This window comes from Vibrio tetraodonis, from assembly GCF_003350295.1.
GTDB classification, from domain to species: domain Bacteria; phylum Pseudomonadota; class Gammaproteobacteria; order Enterobacterales; family Vibrionaceae; genus Vibrio; species Vibrio tetraodonis.
This window is the reverse complement of the sequence record NZ_QLYY01000015.1, coordinates 101,408-122,363: the sequence shown is the minus strand read 5'-3', so window position 1 is coordinate 122,363 and position 20,956 is coordinate 101,408. Positions and strand designations below refer to the sequence as shown.

The 20,956-nt window shown below is 43.7% G+C and carries 19 protein-coding genes; 8 read left to right on the top strand and 11 right to left on the bottom strand.

From position 1 onward, the window contains the following. Positions 1-61: 61 nt before the first annotated feature. The 4 genes from treB to gmhB form a co-directional block, all read right to left on the bottom strand. Positions 62-1,486, bottom strand: coding sequence for a PTS trehalose transporter subunit IIBC (treB, locus tag DPF90_RS11775; protein ID WP_114786537.1), 1,425 nt, complete (start codon positions 1,484-1,486; stop codon positions 62-64). A gap of 190 nt (positions 1,487-1,676) precedes the next feature. Next, positions 1,677-2,624 (bottom strand): trehalose operon repressor TreR, encoded by a 948-nt coding sequence (gene treR / locus DPF90_RS11770; RefSeq protein ID WP_114786536.1) that lies wholly within the window; start codon positions 2,622-2,624, stop codon positions 1,677-1,679. A 47-nt stretch (positions 2,625-2,671) separates the two neighbouring features. Continuing rightward, entirely contained in the window at positions 2,672-2,980 is a 309-nt protein-coding gene (locus DPF90_RS11765; RefSeq protein ID WP_114786535.1) for an MliC family protein, read from the bottom strand. Between the two features lie 52 nt (positions 2,981-3,032). Further along, positions 3,033-3,584, bottom strand: a complete 552-nt coding sequence (gene gmhB / locus DPF90_RS11760) for a D-glycero-beta-D-manno-heptose 1,7-bisphosphate 7-phosphatase (RefSeq protein ID WP_114786593.1) — start codon at positions 3,582-3,584, stop codon at positions 3,033-3,035. A 313-nt stretch (positions 3,585-3,897) separates the two neighbouring features. Between gmhB and metN the strand changes: the two genes are divergently transcribed. Genes metN through DPF90_RS11745 form a run of 3 tightly spaced genes read left to right on the top strand, consistent with a single transcriptional unit; the run spans position 3,898 to position 6,441 of the window. Further along, complete coding sequence (gene metN, locus DPF90_RS11755) at positions 3,898-4,932, top strand: methionine ABC transporter ATP-binding protein MetN (RefSeq protein WP_114786534.1); 1,035 nt, start codon at positions 3,898-3,900, stop codon at positions 4,930-4,932. After that, a complete protein-coding gene (locus tag DPF90_RS11750; RefSeq protein ID WP_114786533.1) occupies positions 4,922-5,599 on the top strand; it encodes a methionine ABC transporter permease in 678 nt (225 codons plus the stop codon). The genes metN and DPF90_RS11750 overlap by 11 nt, the downstream gene beginning before the upstream one ends. Before the next feature lie 32 nt (positions 5,600-5,631). After that, complete coding sequence (locus tag DPF90_RS11745; protein WP_114786532.1) at positions 5,632-6,441, top strand: MetQ/NlpA family lipoprotein; 810 nt, start codon at positions 5,632-5,634, stop codon at positions 6,439-6,441. A gap of 71 nt (positions 6,442-6,512) precedes the next feature. Here the strand turns inward: DPF90_RS11745 and upp are convergent, their stop codons facing one another. Continuing rightward, positions 6,513-7,139: a uracil phosphoribosyltransferase gene (gene upp, locus DPF90_RS11740; protein ID WP_114786531.1), complete on the bottom strand. Its 627-nt coding sequence runs from the start codon at positions 7,137-7,139 to the stop codon at positions 6,513-6,515. 177 nt (positions 7,140-7,316) lie between these two features. Here upp and purM point away from each other — a divergent pair, with 177 nt between their 5' ends. The 3 genes from purM (at position 7,317) to DPF90_RS11725 (ending at position 9,764) form a co-directional block, all read left to right on the top strand. After that, positions 7,317-8,357 carry a phosphoribosylformylglycinamidine cyclo-ligase gene (gene purM, locus DPF90_RS11735; protein WP_114786530.1) on the top strand — a complete coding sequence of 347 codons (1,041 nt, stop codon included), beginning with the start codon at positions 7,317-7,319 and terminating at the stop codon, positions 8,355-8,357. A gap of 3 nt (positions 8,358-8,360) precedes the next feature. Next, positions 8,361-9,002, top strand: coding sequence for a phosphoribosylglycinamide formyltransferase (gene purN / locus DPF90_RS11730; protein WP_114786529.1), 642 nt, complete (start codon positions 8,361-8,363; stop codon positions 9,000-9,002). A 111-nt stretch (positions 9,003-9,113) separates the two neighbouring features. Further along, positions 9,114-9,764 carry a tellurite resistance TerB family protein gene (locus tag DPF90_RS11725; protein WP_114786528.1) on the top strand — a complete coding sequence of 217 codons (651 nt, stop codon included), beginning with the start codon at positions 9,114-9,116 and terminating at the stop codon, positions 9,762-9,764. A gap of 71 nt (positions 9,765-9,835) precedes the next feature. On the opposite strand, the gene DPF90_RS20270 is transcribed toward DPF90_RS11725, so the two are convergent. Next, entirely contained in the window at positions 9,836-9,973 is a 138-nt protein-coding gene (locus DPF90_RS20270; RefSeq protein WP_162814025.1) for a hypothetical protein, read from the bottom strand. Between the two features lie 231 nt (positions 9,974-10,204). Here DPF90_RS20270 and DPF90_RS11720 point away from each other — a divergent pair, with 231 nt between their 5' ends. Both DPF90_RS11720 and DPF90_RS11715 read left to right on the top strand, forming a co-directional pair. Beyond that, positions 10,205-10,411: a YaeP family protein gene (locus DPF90_RS11720; protein WP_114786527.1), complete on the top strand. Its 207-nt coding sequence runs from the start codon at positions 10,205-10,207 to the stop codon at positions 10,409-10,411. A gap of 74 nt (positions 10,412-10,485) precedes the next feature. Next, positions 10,486-11,037, top strand: coding sequence for a thiamine phosphate synthase (locus DPF90_RS11715; RefSeq protein ID WP_240314508.1), 552 nt, complete (start codon positions 10,486-10,488; stop codon positions 11,035-11,037). 51 nt (positions 11,038-11,088) lie between these two features. Here DPF90_RS11715 and wecB read toward each other — a convergent pair whose 3' ends face one another. From wecB to DPF90_RS11690, 5 genes are all read right to left on the bottom strand, one after another. After that, positions 11,089-12,213, bottom strand: coding sequence for a non-hydrolyzing UDP-N-acetylglucosamine 2-epimerase (gene wecB / locus DPF90_RS11710; RefSeq protein ID WP_114786526.1), 1,125 nt, complete (start codon positions 12,211-12,213; stop codon positions 11,089-11,091). Between the two features lie 213 nt (positions 12,214-12,426). Then, positions 12,427-12,762, bottom strand: coding sequence for a hypothetical protein (locus DPF90_RS11705; RefSeq protein ID WP_114786525.1), 336 nt, complete (start codon positions 12,760-12,762; stop codon positions 12,427-12,429). Between the two features lie 42 nt (positions 12,763-12,804). Further along, positions 12,805-13,125: a hypothetical protein gene (locus DPF90_RS11700; protein WP_114786524.1), complete on the bottom strand. Its 321-nt coding sequence runs from the start codon at positions 13,123-13,125 to the stop codon at positions 12,805-12,807. Between the two features lie 627 nt (positions 13,126-13,752). Continuing rightward, the gene (locus DPF90_RS20455; protein WP_240314510.1) at positions 13,753-16,353 is read right to left on the bottom strand and encodes an RHS repeat-associated core domain-containing protein; all 2,601 of its coding nucleotides are present in this window, start codon (positions 16,351-16,353) and stop codon (positions 13,753-13,755) included. A gap of 124 nt (positions 16,354-16,477) precedes the next feature. Beyond that, positions 16,478-20,956 (bottom strand): FG-GAP-like repeat-containing protein, encoded by a 4,479-nt coding sequence (locus DPF90_RS11690; protein ID WP_240314507.1) that lies wholly within the window; start codon positions 20,954-20,956, stop codon positions 16,478-16,480.

Below are 20,956 nucleotides of genomic sequence, written 5' to 3'. Positions count from 1 at the left end.
CAAAAATAAAAATTATAAAAAGGCCGAGTGATTGAAAATACTGACTCGGCCGAAACTATCATTACGCGTTCGCTGGCTCTAACTCGCCTTTCATTTGAGCACGCTTATAGAAAAATAACGTCAATGCAGTAGGCACAACGATAGCGACTAACATTGCTAATGCGTAAATACCCCAAAACTGTGGCTGAATGGAGAGAATGCCGGGCAAGCCGCCGACACCAATACCGTTTGCCATAACACCAGCACTGCCACAAATCGCCGCAGCAATCGCACTACCTATCATGGCGCTAAGCATAGGAAATTTATACTTGAGGTTAATGCCGTACATGGCAGGTTCTGTTACCCCAAGATAAGCAGATATGGCAGCAGGAACAGAGATATCACGTTCACCATGTTTTTTGCTGATGATGATAATGCCTACAACTGCTGACGCCTGAGCAATATTTGACAAAGCAATCAAAGGCCAGATTGGTGTCCCACCCAAGTCTTGCATTAACTGTAGGTCGACCGCATTGGTGGTATGGTGAATACCAGTAATAACCAAGGGCGCATATAAAAAGCCAAAGACAGTAGAACCAATAATTGCAAAATCACCTGTCATCGCAGCTTTAGCAGCAAAAGCCACACCATCACCTAAGGTGCGTCCAAATGGACCAATTAAAGAGTGCGCAAGTACGACAGAAACAATTATCGAAACAAAAGGCACCACAACTAAATAAAGGTATGAAGGTACGATACGCTTTAAGTTAGTCTCAATAAAGGCAAGAGCGACACCTGCTAGCATCGCAGGGATCACCTGAGCCTGATAGCCAACTTTTTCAATCGCAAACCATCCAAAATCCCATACTTCAGGCATTTGCTTGCCGATGAGATAGGCGTTCATCAGTTGTGGAGATACTAAGGTAACACCAAGAGTGATGCCCAAAATGGGTGTCCCGCCAAGCTTCTTAACCGTTGACCAACACACGCCAACAGGCAGAAAGAAGAAAATAGCTTCACCAATTAACCATAAAAAGCTGTGCACCGTTGCCCAGAACTGGCTAATTTGGGTCAAAGATTGACCATCAAACATCTTGATGTCGCCAATCACATTACGGAAACCTAAGATCAAACCACCGGTAATGATTGCTGGCAAAAGAGGAACAAAGATTTCAGCAAGATGTGAGATACCGCGTTCTAATAGATTCATGTTCTGACGAGCCGCTTGCTTAGCTTCATCTTTGGACGCTCCTGATTGACCAGAAAGCTTTATCAAAATCTTATACACTTCATCAACATCAGTGCCAACAACAACTTGAAACTGACCAGCGTTGGTGAAGCACCCCTTAACTAAAGACAGTGCTTCCAGTGCTTTAATATCTGCTTGGCTGGTATCATTTAAAACAAAACGAAGACGCGTCAAACAGTGACTTACACTCGCGATATTATCTCGCCCACCCACATTCTCTATTAGATCCTCGACCTCTTGCCGTGAAATCTTGCTCATAGTTTTATCCACCCTGAATTGGACTTTCACTTTACACGGAGTAGGTGACTCCGAGCCATGAATATAATTATTGGGAACATTCCCAAAGCGGGATTTATATTGTCAAATCTATCGGTAATTATAAATGGGAACGGTCCCATTAATTGAATAAGATCACAGTATAATTTAAAAGCATATAACAATAAGTAAGTTAGCTGAGAATTGGGCTTTGAGTGAGATGAACTAGGTCAGTCTCTCCATTAATATGACAAATCAAAAGATTAGCGGCTTTTTCCCCTGCTTTGGCGTAGCCAGGATCAATACTGAATACATTAGGAAAAAGGAAAGATAATAATTCACTGCCGCCAACTCCAGTGACCATGACATCCTCTCGACCAAGCTCCTGAAGACGTTTAATCACGCCAAGTGCTAGAGTATCACTTGCACAGCTTATAGCTTGAGTCTCTTGAGTAAGAACTTGATCAACCAAGTTATACGCACTTTCAAGGTTGAGTTGTCCCGTTTGATAGTGAGCAATGCGCCCGTTTTGCTGACACCAGCTAAGATACGACTCGAGACGTAGATAACCAGTGGTTTGGTCGCAAGGATCAACACCAATAAAGGCAATATCTCTGACGCCTTGACGAGCAAGATGTTCTAGGGCTAAACGGATTACACCATCATTGTCATAATTAATCGACGAGATCGCTTTCGTATCCATAGCGATAACGACAGATCTTCCCTGCCAATTGGCTAAGCGTTCTACATCAAAGTCACTGAAACCGAAAACAATAATGCCATCAACATTGCGTTTTCCAAGTACATCAAGGTGTTCATTGGCTAAACGGCGGTTAAGCTGGCTCTCCATAATAACAGCATCGTAGCCACTGCGATAAAGAACCTGAAGCATACTGCCAACCGCACGGTTTTCAGAAGGAGAATCCAAGCGGGAAATAATAACACCAACGACTTTTTGGCTGCCCCCTCTCATAGCCTGAGCGGATTTAGAAGGAACATAACCAGATTCTTCAATTACACGCTCTACTTTTGCCCGCGTTTCGGGCTTTACCCTGGGGTCATTGGTCAGAACACGAGATACAGTAGATTTTCCTACACCAGAAAGTTTGGCGATATCAAGGATAGTCAGTTTTTTACTCATAATGGCTTGTGAACAATTCCTTACGGAACATCAAATAGTTAAGGCAACTATATTCTACATCCCTTATAAACTTCAGATCCAACTTCCAAGTGTGCATGTTCACCTTTCGTGTGCAATACAAGAGGATTAACCTTGTTTTTTTCCTCACTAGTTGGAACATACTTTACCCCTGATCCGGCTGGAACTTGCATCAAAGTGTATTCTTGATTATCAACTCTTATAACAGCCGACTCATGATTTTTCGTATAAGCCACATCAAACTCTTTATCTGCTTGACAATGGTAAGTCACATACGAGGTACTACATGCTTGTAACATCACAACCAGACAAAGGCTGCCAAGTACTTTTACATTCATTATTTTTCAGCCCAATGAAAAGGCCATTACATATGGCCATTAATTCGTTGCGTTATTTATCTAAATAATTAGGAACATCTCTAAGGTTATCAAGCACAGTAGACGCCAAAGCTTGTCCCTTTTCGTTAATGGGTTTACCGGTGCGAACCAATATACGAGTGCCCACTCCAGCAGATTGCGCAGCCATCATATCTTCGGCTTTATCACCGACCATCACTGACTTTTCCATATCAATATCTAGATAATCGCGCGCCGAAATAAACATACCTGGTTTGGGTTTTCGACAATCACAATCCTGCTGGTACTTGCCTTGACCATGTTCTGCGTGATGAGGGCAATAATAGAAACCATCGAATTCGACGCCGTTGTCAACGAAATTCCAATCCATCCACTGAGTCAGCGATAAAAAACGATCTTCGCTAAACTTACCACGAGCGATGCCAGATTGATTAGTGACTAGCACTAACAAATAACCCATTTCTTTGAGTCTTTTGGTTGCTTCAAACACACCTTCAATAAACTCAAAATCATGTTCATCATGCACATACCCGTGATCAACATTAATCACACCATCACGATCTAGAAAGACAGCAGGTTTTGCCAAAATTAACTTCTCTTTTTTACTATTACTCACTTGTCTTTCACGCATACATTTTGCTTGAAAGGCCAACACATGCCTGAATTATTACACGCTTTATTTCATTCAGCACTATCTAATTCCGCTTGGTTTTGATGAAAAAGGGCATTTAGACGTCTAGACGTAAAAATATCTATTGACACATTTAGTATGAAACCATAGCATCTGTGATCTGTATGGCGTAGTACCAAACTATCTACTTTTGATTGGGGTTTGCTACCTTTCGAACATAAGCTATGTTCAAACGTCAGTTGACCTTAACCTGAGCGCGGATTTCTCGATGATTGAAATAAATCAAGTGAACAAAGTATTTCTGCAAGGAAACAAAGAAATACATGCCTTAAGGGATATTAATCTTAATATTCCTCAAGGCACCATATTTGGTGTAATTGGCTCATCAGGAGCAGGGAAAAGCACGCTGATTCGCTGCGTTAATATGTTGGAAGCACCCACTTCTGGTTCCATCGTTGTCGATGGCGTCGATTTAACACAATTATCTAAATCACAACTGAGTGAAACACGCCGCAATATCGGTATGATTTTCCAACATTTTAATCTGCTTTCATCAAGAACAGTTTTTGACAATGTTGCCTTACCACTTGAGCTGGCTGGCAAAGAAAAAGCACATATAAAGAACAAAGTCACTGAACTGCTTAAACTGGTAGGCTTAGCCGACAAGCATGAGAGTTACCCTGCAAATTTAAGTGGCGGTCAAAAACAACGTGTCGCCATTGCTCGAGCGCTGGCAAGCGATCCAAAGGTGTTGCTGTGTGATGAAGCCACCAGCGCACTTGATCCCGCCACCACTCAATCAATTTTAGGGCTGCTAAAAGAAATCAATCGCAAGCTCAATATTACCATGCTGCTGATTACCCATGAAATGGATGTAGTCAAAAGTATCTGCCATGAAGTTGCGATTATCGGAGGCGGAGAGCTGGTCGAAAGTGGTTCTGTAGGAGAGATCTTCGCTCACCCTAAAACCGAGCTTGCCCATGAATTTATCCGCTCTACACTTGATCTTTCAATACCGGAAGATTACCAAGCACGTCTTCAGTCAACTCGCGTTGCAGGCAGCTATCCACTGGTTCGCCTTGAGTTTACCGGTGCAACTGTTGATGCACCAGTGATGAGTCAAATCGCGCGTAAATTCAATATTGATGTCAGTATTCTTAGCTCTGATCTTGATTACGCTGGCGGGGTTAAATTTGGCATGATGGTCGCAGAACTGTTTGGCAATGAAAACGATGATAACGCTGCGATTGAATTTCTTCGCGCGCACAATGTAAAAGTCGAGGTGCTAGGTTATGTCCTTTGAAACTCTGTCACAGTGGCTAAACCTAAATAGCCAGCTTTTAATCAATGCAACGGGAGAGACTTTATACATGGTTGCCGTTGCTGGTATTGTCGGTTTTGCGCTCGGCATTCCGCTCGGCGTTATCCTGCATACCACCAAAAAAGGTGGATTACTGGAAAATACCAAACTGAACCGTCTACTGGGCGCTATCGTAAACATAGGTCGCTCAGTGCCCTTTCTTGTACTTATGGTTGCCATTATTCCAGTTACAAAAATTCTGGTTGGCACCTTTATCGGCACAACCGCTGCCATTGTCCCACTTACCATAGGGGCTATCCCATTTGTTGCTCGCCTGATTGAAAGTGCATTACTGGAAGTGCCAACAGGTTTGGTCGAAGCGGCTCAATCTATGGGGGCAACTCCCCTACAGATCATTGGCAAAGTACTGCTACCAGAAGCTCTTCCCACTATAGTTAACTCAGTCACGATAACCTTGGTCACTTTAGTGAGTTATTCAGCAATGGCCGGAACCGTCGGTGGCGGTGGGCTTGGTGATGTAGCAATTCGCTATGGATTTCATCGCTATGATGTGGTGATCATGGCGGTAACTGTCGTTATGTTGATTGTTTTAGTACAGATTATTCAATCGATCGGTGATGCGCTTGTACGCCGTGTCGATCATAGATAACCATATTTGAATTGAAGTTAAGGAGTAAAGTCATGAAATTTGGAATTAGAGGCCTACTAACAACAGCTGTCGCCGCCTCAGCGCTGGTATTGGCAGGATGTGGTGACAAGCAAGACAACGCAAATAAAATAAAAGTAGGTGTCATGGCTGGTGCCGAAGCTCAGGTTGCAGAAGTCGCGGCAAAAGTCGCGAAAGAAAAATATGGCCTTGAGGTGGAGCTGGTCACTTTTAGTGATTATGTTACTCCTAACGCTGCGCTGGACGATGGCTCAATTGATGTTAACGCGTTTCAGCACAAACCTTACTTAGATCAGCAAATCAAAGATCGCGGTTACAAACTATCAATTGCTGGCAATACCTTTGTTTACCCTATCGCTGGCTACTCTAAGAAAGTGAAATCGGTTGATGAAATTATTAAAGGCGATCGTATCGCAGTCCCTAACGATCCAACCAATCTAGGCCGCTCACTACTATTGCTTGAGCAACAAGGTATTATTAAGTTACGTGAAGGTGTTGGACTACTTGCAACCGTTCGCGATATTACCGAAAATCCAAAAAATGTGACTCTTGTTGAACTAGATGCAGCGCAGCTTCCGCGCTCTTTAGATGATGTGGCTTTGTCTGTGATCAATACAACGTATGCCAGCTCTATCAAGCTAACACCGCAAAAAGACGGCATATTTGTTGAAGATAAAGAATCGCCATACGTGAACCTAGTGGTAGCACGCGAAGACAATGTCAACGCTGAGAATGTGCAAAACTTCATCAAGTCTTACCAAACTGAAGAAGTCTACAGCGCAGCCTATAAGATTTTCCAAGGCGGCGTAGTCAAAGGCTGGTAATAGCGTAAATAGATTACAGTAACGATGTAAAAAGGGAGCCATGGCTCCCTTTTTGTTTAACTTATTTACATTTATTTAGTGCCGAAAATCTTATCGCCAGCATCACCTAAGCCTGGCACGATATAACCTTTATCGTTAAGTTTTTCATCGATAGCGGCAGTGTAAAGTTCAACATCTGGGTGAGCTTTTTCAAGTGCTTCAATACCTTCAGGTGCTGCAACCAATACTAATACTTTAATCTGGTTACATCCCTTCTCTTTGAGTAAATCAATAGTCGCTATCATAGAACCACCAGTGGCCAGCATAGGGTCTACTACCAAAGCGATTCGCTCATCAATATTAGAAGCCAGTTTGTTAAAGTAAGGTACTGGTTCAAGCGTTTCTTCATCACGGTAAATACCCACCACACTGATGCGCGCGCTTGGTACATGTTCAAGCACACCATCCATCATGCCCAAACCCGCGCGCAAAATAGGCACTACAGTGACTTTTTTACCCTTAATTTGGTCAACTTCTACCGGACCATCCCACCCCTCGATGGTGACTTTTTCCATTGCAAAGTCTGAAGTTGCTTCATAAGTCAGCAAACTGCCCACTTCCGTTGCAAGCTCACGAAAACGCTTTGTACTGATATCACCTTCTCTCATCAGGCCGATTTTATGCTTAACCAGAGGGTGTGTTACTTCAACAACTTTCATTTCCATCTCCGAGTAATTAGATAAAATTTAAACAAACCTGCGGATTATAAATGATTTCGCTGGGTAATTCTTGAGTTAGAACAAAAGAAAAACCCACGCAAACGTTTGCCATATAGTGTTGTCCACTGTTAGAATAGCGCCGATTTCATATCCAATATTAAAACTGAGGACTTGCTTGTGAGTGCTGATAACACTTCTCTTAGCTATAAAGACGCTGGCGTAGATATCGACGCGGGTAACGCTCTAGTTGACCGCATCAAAGGGGCGGTTAAACGTACTCGTCGCCCTGAAGTCATGGGAGGCATTGGCGGTTTTGGTGCGCTGTGTGAATTACCAACTAAATACAAGCAACCTGTACTTGTTTCCGGCACAGATGGCGTAGGAACCAAACTGCGTCTTGCATTGGATATGAACAAACATGACACCATTGGCGTCGATCTTGTCGCGATGTGCGTTAATGATCTGATTGTACAAGGCGCTGAGCCATTATTTTTCCTTGATTACTACGCAACAGGAAAATTGGATGTCGATACCGCGGCAGACGTTGTCTCTGGTATTGCTGAAGGCTGTGTCCAAGCAGGATGTTCTCTGATCGGTGGTGAAACCGCTGAAATGCCCGGCATGTATGAAGGCGAAGATTACGATGTGGCTGGATTCTGTGTTGGTGTGGTTGAAAAAGCCAACATTATCGATGGCACTATAGTGGCCGCTGGTGATGCCCTCATAGCGGTCGGTTCAAGTGGTCCACATTCAAACGGTTACTCTCTAATACGTAAGATCATTGAAGTGTCTGGTGCTGACACCAATCAAGAGCTAGAAGGCAAAACAATAGGTGAGCACCTTCTCGAACCTACGAAAATATACATTAAGTCTGCGCTTAAAATGATCGAAAAGCATGATATTCACGCAATTTCTCATATTACCGGTGGCGGTTTTTGGGAAAACATCCCACGCGTTTTACCAGAGGGCACCAAAGCAGTCATCGATGGTAACAGCTGGCAGTGGCCAAGTATTTTTGGCTGGCTACAAGAAAAAGGCAATGTTACGACTCATGAGATGTATCGTACTTTCAACTGTGGTGTTGGTCTAATCGTGGCTCTGCCAAAAGACCAAGCGCAAGCGGCGGTTGAACTTCTTCAAGCCGAGGGTGAAAATGCTTGGGTCATTGGCGAAATCGCGGATGCACAAGCCAACCAAGAACAAGTAGAGATCAGATAAGCGATGAAAAGTATTGTTGTTTTAGTTTCAGGAAACGGTTCGAACTTACAGGCGATCATTGATGCTTGTGAAGATAAGATCACAACCGGCCGAGTAAGTGCTGTTTTTTCTAATAAAGCAACAGCTTATGGCTTAGAACGTGCCAAAAATGCAGGCGCGGCAGCGCACTCTTTAGATCCAAACTCATTCGACACGCGTGATGCGTTTGACCGCGAACTAATGAAGCAGATCGATGAATACAAGCCAGATGTGATTGTTCTTGCTGGCTACATGCGTATTCTAAGCGGCGAATTTGTGCGCCACTATATGGGACGAATGATCAATATTCACCCTTCACTACTGCCTAAATACCCAGGACTTAACACTTATCAACGTGCGATTCACGCCGGTGATGAAGAGCATGGTACCAGCGTGCACTTTGTGACCGAGCAGCTCGATGGCGGGCCTGTCATACTTCAAGCTAAAGTGCCTATCTTTGAAGATGATACAGTGGAAACGCTCACCAAACGTGTCCAAGTTCAAGAGCACAACATCTATCCTTTGGTTGTCCAATGGCTGGTTGAAGAGCGCTTAATCATGAAAGATGGCAAAGAAGCCTACTTAGATGGCAAGCTCCTTGGTATTCATGGTCACGCACAAGACTGATTTTCAATAAAAAGTAAAACGGGCTTCAGCCCGTTTTTTTTGCTCCTAGATTTATATTAATCTTGTATTCATATACGTTAAGCTAGACTGCTTAAAACCTAGGAGGCATGAATGGATTTAAAAAGTTTACTTAACCAAGCAATAAACTCAGATCTCGCTCGTCAAGGCCAGCAAAAAGTTCAGCAGGCCTCAAGCTCTGGTTCATTAAAAACACTCGGCGCAGGCGCTGTAGGCGGTGGCCTGGTCGGCCTTTTAATGGGTTCAAAAAAGACCAAAAAACTTGGCAAAAAAGTGGGTAAAAATGCACTCAAGATAGGCGGAGCGGCTGCCCTTGGCGCTCTTGCTTACTCGGCATACAATACTTGGCAGTCTAAACAGTCTGATGCTGGAAACAGTGAAAGCTTTGACGGTGAGGATGCGATACACCAACAACTGATTTTAAAAGCCATGATTGCCGCCGCCAAAGCCGATGGTCATGTGGATGGTGATGAGATGCAACGCATTGAATCAACGCTTAAAGAAGCAGGTGCGGATAGTCAGCTGCAATCTCTGATGCACACTGAGCTTAACAAGCCACTCGACCCGAGTGAGATTGCAAAACTTGCGCAGTCACCGCAGCAAGCCAGTGAAATCTATCTTGCTTCATTGATTGTCATCGACGAGCAAAACTTTATGGAAAAGGCTTACCTTCAAGAGCTTGCTAAGCAGCTAAAGCTGGCGCCAGAGTTAACCGCTCAACTGGAACTGCAATTGCAAAGCTAACACTAATTTGGCCTAGCCAGATCCAAAAATGGGACCCACTTGGTCCCATTTTTTGTTTGACTAAGCCTTATTTACTCAGCCATACAAAAGCAGCCCTGTGCTGTGGCAGGACAACGTAATACCTCTCCCTCAGGGCAAGGATGTGCCGATTCGGATGCACTGACCATAGCCGATAGACAAAGCGTTAAAACCAGTAATATTTTTTTCATTTTTATTCTCCTTATTATGAATCTGGCACTATATGTTATTTATTTGTAAATTCACGCTTTTTACTAATATAAAGCCTGTTTTTGAGACCATCTGCCCAAATGGACACGACTTCGCCATACCACCTGTCTATTTGCGCAAGATCAAAACCAATCTGACGCTAAATCGTCACTATAGTTACCTTGAAAAATAACCATCTTGAAAAAGATCTGAGCCTAAAGAGTAATTAAGCCATGAAAGTGTATGAATGCTGTGATTTAGTAAAAGAGTTTTACGCCCAAATAGGCAGCGGCGACCAAGCTTACATCCCAAAAACGATTGGCTGCACCTTACGCGCACTCAATGATATTGCCTCCCAAGCAGACTTACCTCAAGAGGTGCGTGAAAAAGCCGCTTTTGCCGCCGCAAACCTGCTGATTTCAGACTTTGAAGATGCGTGACGAGCTTTATCACAAGGCTTTCTAATGGTATTTTTGTTCTTAGATTGAGCCAGTATCTTGATAAGGACTAAAACTTGAGCCAATTACCAAGAAAGTACGCCATAACGGGTAATGAAGAAGAGTTAGACATCATCATAAAAATGCTGGAGAAAAACCGCACCAACGAAATGAGTCAAATCCGAGCCAAAACTCACTCTCTAACAAGCCTCAAACAAATCCTCGGCCCTAAACTCACTGGCATAGTGCTGGTTAACTCTTCGTCCTATGATGGCAGCCAGCTTGGTCCGTTTCATGGAGTGCACTTAACCTCTAAAGATGCTCAAGATTACGCGCTCATCCAAGATATCAAAAAAGCAGGGGCACGTTATATTGCGGCCTCATGCCACAATCAAGCTGAACTAGAGATTGCCAACCGCATAAAATGTGACTTTGTCACCCTCTCTCCGGTTCATATTGCCAGTTGCCACCCAGAAGCAGCCACCATTGGTTGGCAAGGTTTCTCCAAGCTTGCCAAGTTTGCAACCATGCCTATCTTTGCTCTAGGCGGAGTAGGCGCTGATGATCTCACCGCGGCGAAGCAACACGGCGCTTATGGGGTATCTGGAGTGAGTGATTTTTGGCAATGATTTGATTTATATAAATAACGCCCCCAAAAAAATCAGTAAGTACTCACATTTCTAATCAGCCAATTGCGCCAATATTCTCGCGCACGCGTTACCATCACCATAAGGATTATGAGCAAGACTCATAGCTTGGTAAGCATCTTGATCGCAAAGCAATGTATTAAGCTGCTCCACAATGCTTTGCACTTTAGTACCAACCAATTTTACTGTGCCTGCTGCTACCGCTTCTGGGCGCTCAGTGGTTTCTCTCATCACTAGTACGGGTTTACCCAAGGCTGGCGCTTCTTCTTGAATACCTCCTGAATCGGTCAAAATAATATCGGCTTTATCCATTAAATAGACAAAAGGCAGATAGTCTAAAGGTTCAATCAACAAGATGTTATCAATACCCGCTAAAAGGCGATTGACCGGCTCTTGCACATTAGGGTTTAAGTGCACGGGATAAACAATTTGTGTTTTGGGGTGAGCCTTTGCCACAACCACTAGCGCTTGGCAGATATTTTCAAAACCGGCGCCAAAGCTTTCTCTTCTGTGACCTGTGACCAAAACAAGATTGTTATCTGGATTTATAAAATGGAACTGGCGTTTAAGGTTGGTGCTGAGCATAGCATCTGAAGTGATTTTATCTTTGATAAGATACAAAGCATCAATCACCGTATTACCCGTGACACAAATTCGCTTTTGTGGGACATTTTCTGCCACTAAGTTGGCTTTTGAGGTCTCGGTTGGCGCAAAATGATAATGCGCAAATACACCAGTGAGTCGCCTGTTGGCTTCTTCTGGCCACGGCGAATAGAGATCGCCCGTTCTAAGCCCTGCCTCAATATGACCAATAGCAATTTTTTCATAAAAAGCGGCCAAACTAGCAGCAAAGGTAGTGGCCGTATCACCATGGACCAAAACTACATCAGGCTTAAAGGCTTTTAATATCGGCTTTAATTCAACCACAATACGCGCCGTTACCTGATTAAGGTTTTGCCCCTGCTGCATAACATTTAAGTCGTAATCGGGCGTAATTGAGAACACCTCAAGTACTTGATCAAGCATTTCTCTGTGCTGCGCGGTCACGCAGCATTTTGCTTCAAAACGTTGATCTTTGGCTAACGCATCAACCAAAGGCGCCATTTTGATCGCCTCTGGCCGAGTACCAAAAACGGTAAGTATTTTTTTCTTTGCCATCACCTATTCACCATAACTCTAAAATACTGCGGAGTTTTCCCTCACAACCGTTAAGTTTGAGAGGAAAATTGATGACTTAGGCTATAACAAGTCCACTAGGCGCAGCTTGGACGTTTTTACTCACTTGAGAAGTTTTAATAAGCGGTTGGTCATAGGTGTGGGGAATTAGACTGTAGTTTCAAAAGGAGGCAAATCTTGCCTCCTAATTTAATTTTAACTTTTAACTATACCAATATAAGTTGGACCAGGAGCTGAGTCATAGTGAGGTAAAGTTTCACAAGTATACGATTTATAGTAAGTATTGATTGTTTTCCCTGTCGACTGGGCGGTTAATAAAGTACTGAGCATTCCTTTACAGGCCTGTGGACTCACCCCTTTCCAATCATTTTTTAGATTACATACATAGGTGTAAGCATTTCTATATGTCGCATGCAGATTGACAGAGCCATCTGCATAAACAAGAACATGGTTGACGGTACCCGTGCAATCGTAAGCTGCCGATACCGATGAGCTGGCGAATAATAACCCTAATGCGATTATTTTTTTCATTTTTATCTCTTTTCTTTCTATTAACTATTGGTTGTTGGGATTTTATTTTGGCCCTTGGAAAATATAATTTAACTGAAAGTGCACAGGATCAGTACAGTTACCCTTAGCGTAAATAGTTCGGTTTTGTGCCTGAGAGGAAAGCACAAGGCTTAACATGGCCTCCGAAGCAGGAACCTCATGCTTTCTAATAAAAATATATTTAGCATTAGGGCAACCTGGGGCACCCCAACCTTCATCCGAGCTAAAGTAATACGTCCCGTGCGCATCCATTTGTATGTTATCTACAATGCGTTTTTGAGTTATTTCATCTGCAAAAGAATAAGCACTAAATAAAAGCGTAAAGATTAAAGCTATTTTTTTCATAATTAACCTATTTAATTTTTAATATTGACGTTAACGCTCCCTTAGTATCAAGAGAGCTTGGTTTGATTTTTTAACTCGCGTTTCGAGCGCAAAGTTATAAAGCTACTTTTTGTTCACTGGCTCTATAAACAAAGTAAAGTCTTACTTATCTAGCTATATGGGCTGTGGTGCATGTTATCAGGATCTCAGATAATATAATGCACCAGAAAATTCAACCCTTAATGGTCCTAGTTGTTTTTCTTCCCTAAAAAAATTAACCAAATATCTAAGTTGCCTTACCTTCAATGGAAGTAGAGAGGAAAGTAAGGCCTGATTTTTTCACCACCTCTCTCTTTCGGCTTTTTTATCATTTAAGTAATTTGCTATAACATATGACAAGACCATTATTATAAAAAATAGCATACTAATACTTTCATTGGTCTCCCTACTTCCAGAAATTAATAAAATTTTAAATTCGCGACCGTATTCAAACACACCCCAATGGATAAAAATAAATAGTGGATAAATAATAAATCTAAACATGACATCATAAATAAAACTCCCTTTAAAAAATCTGGACGTAATATGGGGAGAAATTATAGAAAGCAAACTAACAATCACATAACACCCAGTACTTATTTCTAACATTTACTCATTCTCCATAGTGTATGTTTGATATGCTGTATTAAAATCATTAGGAACACCTAATGCAATACCCGATTTAGAATAAGTTCTGACTTTATCAGGGTAAAACAATGAAAACTTAGTTGGATCAGCTACCATCTTACTATATCCCGAAACAGATAAAGCTACATCCATAGCTGCATAAGCATATTGTCCATTAGTTGGACCGAGAACACCAACATATGCTCGCTTGACAGGGCCCATGTAGCCATTACCTTCTATGGCTTCAATAACATTGTTTACACCATGCGCTGCTAGTAAAGAACCAAGAGTCATTAAACCCGCTCCAGCAATACATCCGGCTCCTGAGGCGCAGCCAACAGCTCCAAAAGCTACCATAGCAGAACCTGCATATGTTTGGACTGCTCCAGATACACCTTGCAACACACGTATACCTACCTCAAGGTGATTTTTTGCCACTGTCATTAGTTCTTTTTGAAATGCTTTAGATTGGACTATATCCAACGCTGCAATATTGTATACCTTCCCTGCGCTTACAGAATTAGCCAAATTATTCCACGTTTTATTACTGAAGCTTACATCTGGATCGTCAAGTGCAGCCGAGATAGCTCTGAACTCTTTAGGACCACATCCCCTTCTGCATTTTGCTTTTGCGGTTAAAGCTCTCATTTTTTTCTGATCAGGTGGCGTATTTCCTTCTCCTCCAATGAGTGAACCGATAGCACGACCAATATAACCTAACGTGAAACCAATACCGTCACCTTTTAGGTCCTCTTGAGGTGCAGGATTAGAACCATTATTATCATTTTTATCACGATCAGGTTTTGTTTCACTGCCATCTGTATTACATGTTCCCGTAGCACCATTTCCGTTAGAGTCGCTCCACCAATAGCCTTTTGGATCAATATACTTAAGCGGGTTATTCATTACATAAGAATAACGGTTAAAGCTATTGGTGATATAAGGAGATTGCACCAATGGGTCGGCGCTAATAAAACGTCCTAGCTCTTGGTCATAGACTCGACCATTCATATGTACTAGACCCACTTCGGCGATCTCTTCATGGCCCGTATAACCGCGGTTGGTGATCACCGATTGCACCACATCTTGAGGGCCCTCTTCGCGCCAAGTCACTTTACGTTGCTTGCCCCAAGTATCATAGCTGCGGCGCTCAACCACATTACCGTAACCATCGGTGATCATATCCACCGAGTTAAGTGCATCGTGATGTAAGTAACGGATTTGCTTATCTTTTAGCTGGTTATTGGCATCCATGCTTTGGGTATTAAGCGCAATTAACTTGCCATCGGCGTAAACAAAGTGTTTGTGCTGAGTTACCCCTGTATTGCTATCAGTAATACGCTCGTAACTCTTACCAAAGTAGAAGGTTTCGATGCCATCGCTGTTTTTCTTCAGATAGCGGTTATGGTTAGCATCGTAGAAAAACTCCACCGTTTTACCGTTACGCACTATCTTGCTTGGCTTGTTAAAGGCCGTCCATTCCAGCTCACGCTCATTTTGCGCGCTGCCATCAATTCTGGCCCTTAGCATATTACCGTTAGCATCGTATTGGTAATGTAGGCCATTAGCCTTAGTCACCGCATGGGGCCCAGCATTGCGGCCACTGTAGTCGTAACGGCCAATATCGCTCTTGTATTTGATATTACCGAGTTTGTCGTATTGATACTCAAACGGCCCAGCAAAATCTGGGTTATTCACCCCATGTCTGTCTTTGCTCACCAGTGAAACTTTGTTGTGCACCACGCGGTCAAGCCCATCGTATTGCCAAGTATCGGTAATACCTAGGCTTTCATCGTAGCGGTAGGTGACATTATTATGATTGTCATAACGATACTGAATAAAGCGTACATTGCGCCCTTTAGCCGTGCTTTGGCGAATGCTTGGATCAAACAAGACGCTGGCTTTATGGGTAGTAATATAGTTAGGTCGACCCGTATTGGCATCATGGCTATAGGTATTAACTAAACCATTACCCAAAGTTTCAGCAAGGGTATGATCGTAGGCATCGGTTTCTCGCCTTTGCCAGTAATACACATAGGCTTTATTTTTGGTTGAATCGGCCAACTGAGACTGAGTCAAAATCAAGTTAAGGTGATCGGCCTGACTTGATTGTTGGCTGTTTTGGCAACTAGCGCGCTTAGCACTATCAATTTGATTGCCACCCAGCTGGTTAGCATACTGACAGTATTGACCGCTTAACCTCGCCACTTGCTCAGAAAGCTCAATCAACTCACGGGCCAAATCGGTGTAGAATTTATAACGCGAGCTCGCCACAACCGCCGCTTTTTCTAAATCATCAGCGCTAAACAGCAGCTCTTCACGGGTACTGGCATCAGCATCGGCAATATAGATATCTTGATTACTCATCAAGTCTTTGACGCCATTACCGTCGTAATCTGTTAGCAAATAATCGTGTGCAGAGCTTAGGTTTTGCCCATTAAACTCACTTTCTGGCACAGGGTGAACCGTGGCATTGTAGTAACGAATACCATTGCCAGTGCGATTAGCCAGCGCGGTGTTTAAACGATAGATGGCCCCTTCCAAGGTAACATCAATTGGAATGGTGACATCATCGTGTAGCATCACCCAAGTGCCTGGCCTTAAGTAACACTCACCTTGCTCATTACACCACTGCTTATAGCGATAACCGTCTTTAAGTAGCGCTAGCGAGCTGGCATCTAAAGTATGGATATTGACGGTTTTGGCGCTATGATTGCGCCGCTTTGTCGCTGAAAAACGAGGTTTGCTGAGAGTAGCGCTCCGCTTTAGCTAAATATTGCGCTGCTTGCTGCTTAGCTGCATCAAGTAGTTTGGCAATATCATCACGGAACTTACTGCTGGTAAAGACTTCATCGGCGTAGGTTTTCGGGCTGCGCACCGCAGATTGGTAACCATAAGGGTTATACACATACTCAACGGCTAATCTGTCTTTTTTATTGGCCGAACTAAGCTGTTTTGCCGCATCAGCCAAGGTGGTCGCCGCGCCATTCGGGCGCACTTCGCGCGTCACACGTTCAAAATCATCGTAGTAATAGAAGGTACTAAAGACTTCGCCTTTTACTTTAACCGAAACTTCTTCACTTAAACCCGACGCATTGTAGTAGTAATCAGTCTCACTGCCGTTACCAGCAAATCCTGACAAAGTACCCAGCGCGCCGCGCTCATCATAGCGCCAAGTCGACACTTTACCCGCTTCAACCTGTTTGGTTTTACGGCCTAAATTATCGTAGTCGGTTGTGGTAACTGTCCCTTTGGCATCACGCTTATAAATCAGCTCACCAGCGGCGTTATATACGTAATGCCACTTGCCCATATCTGGGTCATCAAGATAGCGACGATGGCCTACGTTGTCGTAGCGAATATGGGTTGTATTGCCAGCCGAATCCGTGCTGGATTTTAGCTTGCCATCTGGATAGTACAAATAGGTTTGATAAGCGCTATCTGGCTCTTCTTTGCGCAGAATATGGCCCATTACGTTGGTGATGGTGCTGTGTGTGTAACCGCGCGCGTCTTTGACGCTGGTTTTATAACCTTGATAACGCGTCGTAAAGCTAGCAATGCCGCCACCTGCAGCTGGCTCTTGCTTGCTAATTTCACGATTCAACGCATCGTAGCCAAAGGTGACTTTGGGCGCTGGCGTGTTTAAATGAGCATATTGCGGGCGAGTGACACTGAGTTTGCGCCCGTTTCGATCCCACTTGGTATCGACCACCACCAACTGGCCGCTAAAGCCAGTATGCAGCTTGCGAACCTCGCGGCCTGCGTAGTCAAATAGGGTAATCACCTTACCACCTGCGCCTAGCGTGGTGGTGACGCAGCTGACGGTTTGCGCTGTAGCGTATTGACCACATGCGCCGCCAATTTGATACTCACTCCGGTTAACATTGCCTTTGCCTGGTAAGGTCTCAGTTTTTAAGCGGCCAAACGCATCGTAGCTAAATTCGCTGGTGCGATTTTTAAGTGCGCTAATGGTTCGAACGGGAAAGCCCTGCGCATCATACTTAACTCGGCTGCGATGACCTTCGGCGTTCGTATCGGCAATGGCAAACAGCCCTTGGCTATCAAATGTTGTGCTTTGCTCACGGCGTTTTAAATCCGTGCCTTCAATGCTTTCACTGGTGACATTGCCCCAATTATCATAGCCATAACGCTGAGTAACAAATTTAGCCGACTGGGCAACTTCACCATTAGAATCATAGTCAGAGCTGGTCATACGATCAGAGGTCATAAAGCCTGAGGCATTGTACGCATAGTCATTGGCAACCGTTCGCTTTAGCCCAGTGCTATTATCAACAATGGTCGATATAGCTCGCTTTATTGCGCCAATTTTCCAGAAGTTCTCGCCTGTTTCACCGACAGACTCGACTCGGGTCCGGTTTGCAGTGGTAAACTCCATATTACCGTCGCCATCGTAGTCCTTGTATGAATAACTGCCACAAGCCTTAACATTAGCGGATTCAAGCTCACCGGCACTACTATTGACGAGTTGGCCTTGATAAATGCTTAGACCATCAAGATCGACGCTATAGGAAGTGGTTTGGTATTTGAAATAGTGGTTGTAGCGCTCTAATACTATGGGGATATCAACCTCACCGTGGATCAGCACAAAATGATCGTTGGGTGAGAAAAATACTTCGCCATTAGTGCCACAATAACGCGTCATACCCGCTTTAAAGTTTTTAAGGGTCTGATCAAGATTGTCGATATTACTGACACTGGTAATATCATAAATATAATGGTTTTGGTTCAGTCCTGTTGACACATATTCAAGCTGAGAATGACTGGTAAACTGACCAGCACCTTCCAACTCGCTGGACGTGACTGTGGTTTCTTCAAGTAAGTTACCAAAACGATCTCGGGTTCTGGTAATGGTTTCTTGTCTTTCAACGCTTTTATTGCCTAAACCATAACTCTTCTTCACCACCTGATCAGCATACACTTGATAATATTTGGCGTTATAACCTTGGCGTGTATGCTGCTTATAGCGATAGGATGTGTCAGAAACTAACTTTCCGCCCTTGGTCACTTGTTGCGCCAGTTTCCTACCCACTTGTGGCAAACTTGTTTGCTCATACGTGGTAGTAATGCGGGTAACAATTTCCGCCGTTTCAGTTTCTGTAATGGTGTGAAAACCTAAAAAACCGCCGCCTTGCAAATGACTTTTCGCTCCAGAATACTGGTAGTCATAAGTGGTTGCTGCATAACCTTTCGGTTTTTTGATGGTTTTTGCGACCAAGTAACGACTTGGGGTAACAATTTTATAAGGGTAAGCACTAGTGCCTGAAAGGGTATACACACTTTTATCTATTGCTGGTTTGTAGACCACATCGTAATCAACGCCAAGCTCAGAGATATGAGTAATTTTATCTTGCACAGCTGCCGATGAATAATAAATCGAAGCTTTATCAGCCCCGCCTTTACCGCGAGTGAGAATGTCTACCCAACCATCGCCATTAACATCTTGCGTCGCATAGATGTTTGCTGCCAACGTTAACGCTGGGCTTGTAGAAAAGCCATTGTTTTTATTATTGAGATAAAAATGTTTACCAAAGCCAATATCTGGATAGCCATCATTATTGATATCGGCAAAGTGAATACTATCGTCAAACGTTGGTTTTAAGTTTATTGAAATGGGCGAGTTAAATGACACGCCATTAAACAGATACACAGACAGGTTTTCACTTTTCGATGAGGAGCCCATGACCGCATCCAAATAACCGTCATTGTTGATATCGGTAAAGGTTTTTAAAACTCGCTCACCAGCCGAAGGTAATGCTTGCCAACCCGCGCCTGTAATCTTGTAACGATAACCACCCTTTGGCACATCAAATTTGTGCAAGTCGTCAATGCCATCACCATTAATATCAATCGTCAAATAGCCTTGTTGAGAAGTCTCTATGCCATTACCGTTAAAATCACCATAGTTAACCCCCTTTGACCCATATTTACATTGACTGCCCCTGCAGGAAGAAAACTGACAATAACTGGCAAGTTGACCATTGGCTGCGCGATAAGGATTAGCCGCATTCACTGAGCACTGGTTATAGCTAAGGCGTGGCGAGATAACGCTGCCAGTTAAACTGAACGATTTTACACCAGAACGTTGAGCACCTTTGAGGTCTTTTACTGTCGCGTTGCCGCGCGAATCATTACTGACTTCACCATATATCTCAGCAACGCCATCGCCATTGGTATCAAAATACCTTGGACTGCGAAAGCCAGTATTGGTCGCGCCGCCTAAGGCCACTTTATTTTTGCCTGTCCAAGCAAACTCTATGGCAGAGGAACATTTACCATCGGCGCAATAATCAAGCTTGGTTAACTGGCTTCGCGATGTATTAGGAGAAAGGGTATAGCCCAAGTTATAACGACCAATGGCCGCGTCTTGACTATCAAAAGTTTCGACCGCGCTTAAACGCTCATGCCTTCGCAGCAAGCCGCCATTTAGATATTGATAGGTGGTGTCTGGGCGAGCTTGGTAAACAAATTTTACCTTACCGCCTACATAATTAATTTCTGATAGCTTATGTTTACCCGCAGCATTGTCTTCACTGTAAACAAAATTAATATGATTTTGCTTGCTGCTGTCGGTAATTTTATTCAGCGCCCATTTGTATGCGTTCGCCTGACCAGGTAGCTCAACACGGGCATCTTGAGTCACACCGTATTCGTATACAGAGCCATCTTTGTACCAGATTTTAAAGCTGGCAGGGCCATTACCCGCACGGCCAAAAGAAATAATTTTCGAATAGCCATTATTTTCCAGTCGATACTCGGTTAAATCTTCTCCATCACGACCAGAAACGGCAACTAAGCGCTTGCCATCAAGACAATATCTATCATCGCCGTTAAAACGCACCCCGCCCCAACGGCCATCTTTATTAAGGTTTTGGCCACAGCGAGAAATGGCAGATACACCGCCAATGCTCCAGCCCATCCCTAACATGCCATTGGGCGAGTCACTGCGATATTCAAGGCTTAAAGAAGGCTGATGCCCAGCTCGACCGGGCGAGACTGACAAGGGAAGGGAATAAGTTGCCTCACCACCAGAGGCGGCAAACTCACCAGATAATTCGATGCTTTTTCCCGCACCGGAGGTCAGCGCGAATGCTGAGGAAGCCATGCCTCCCAGGCATAAGCCGGTAAGAGACAAACGCAAAGCGCGCGTCAAACGGATTGATTTCAT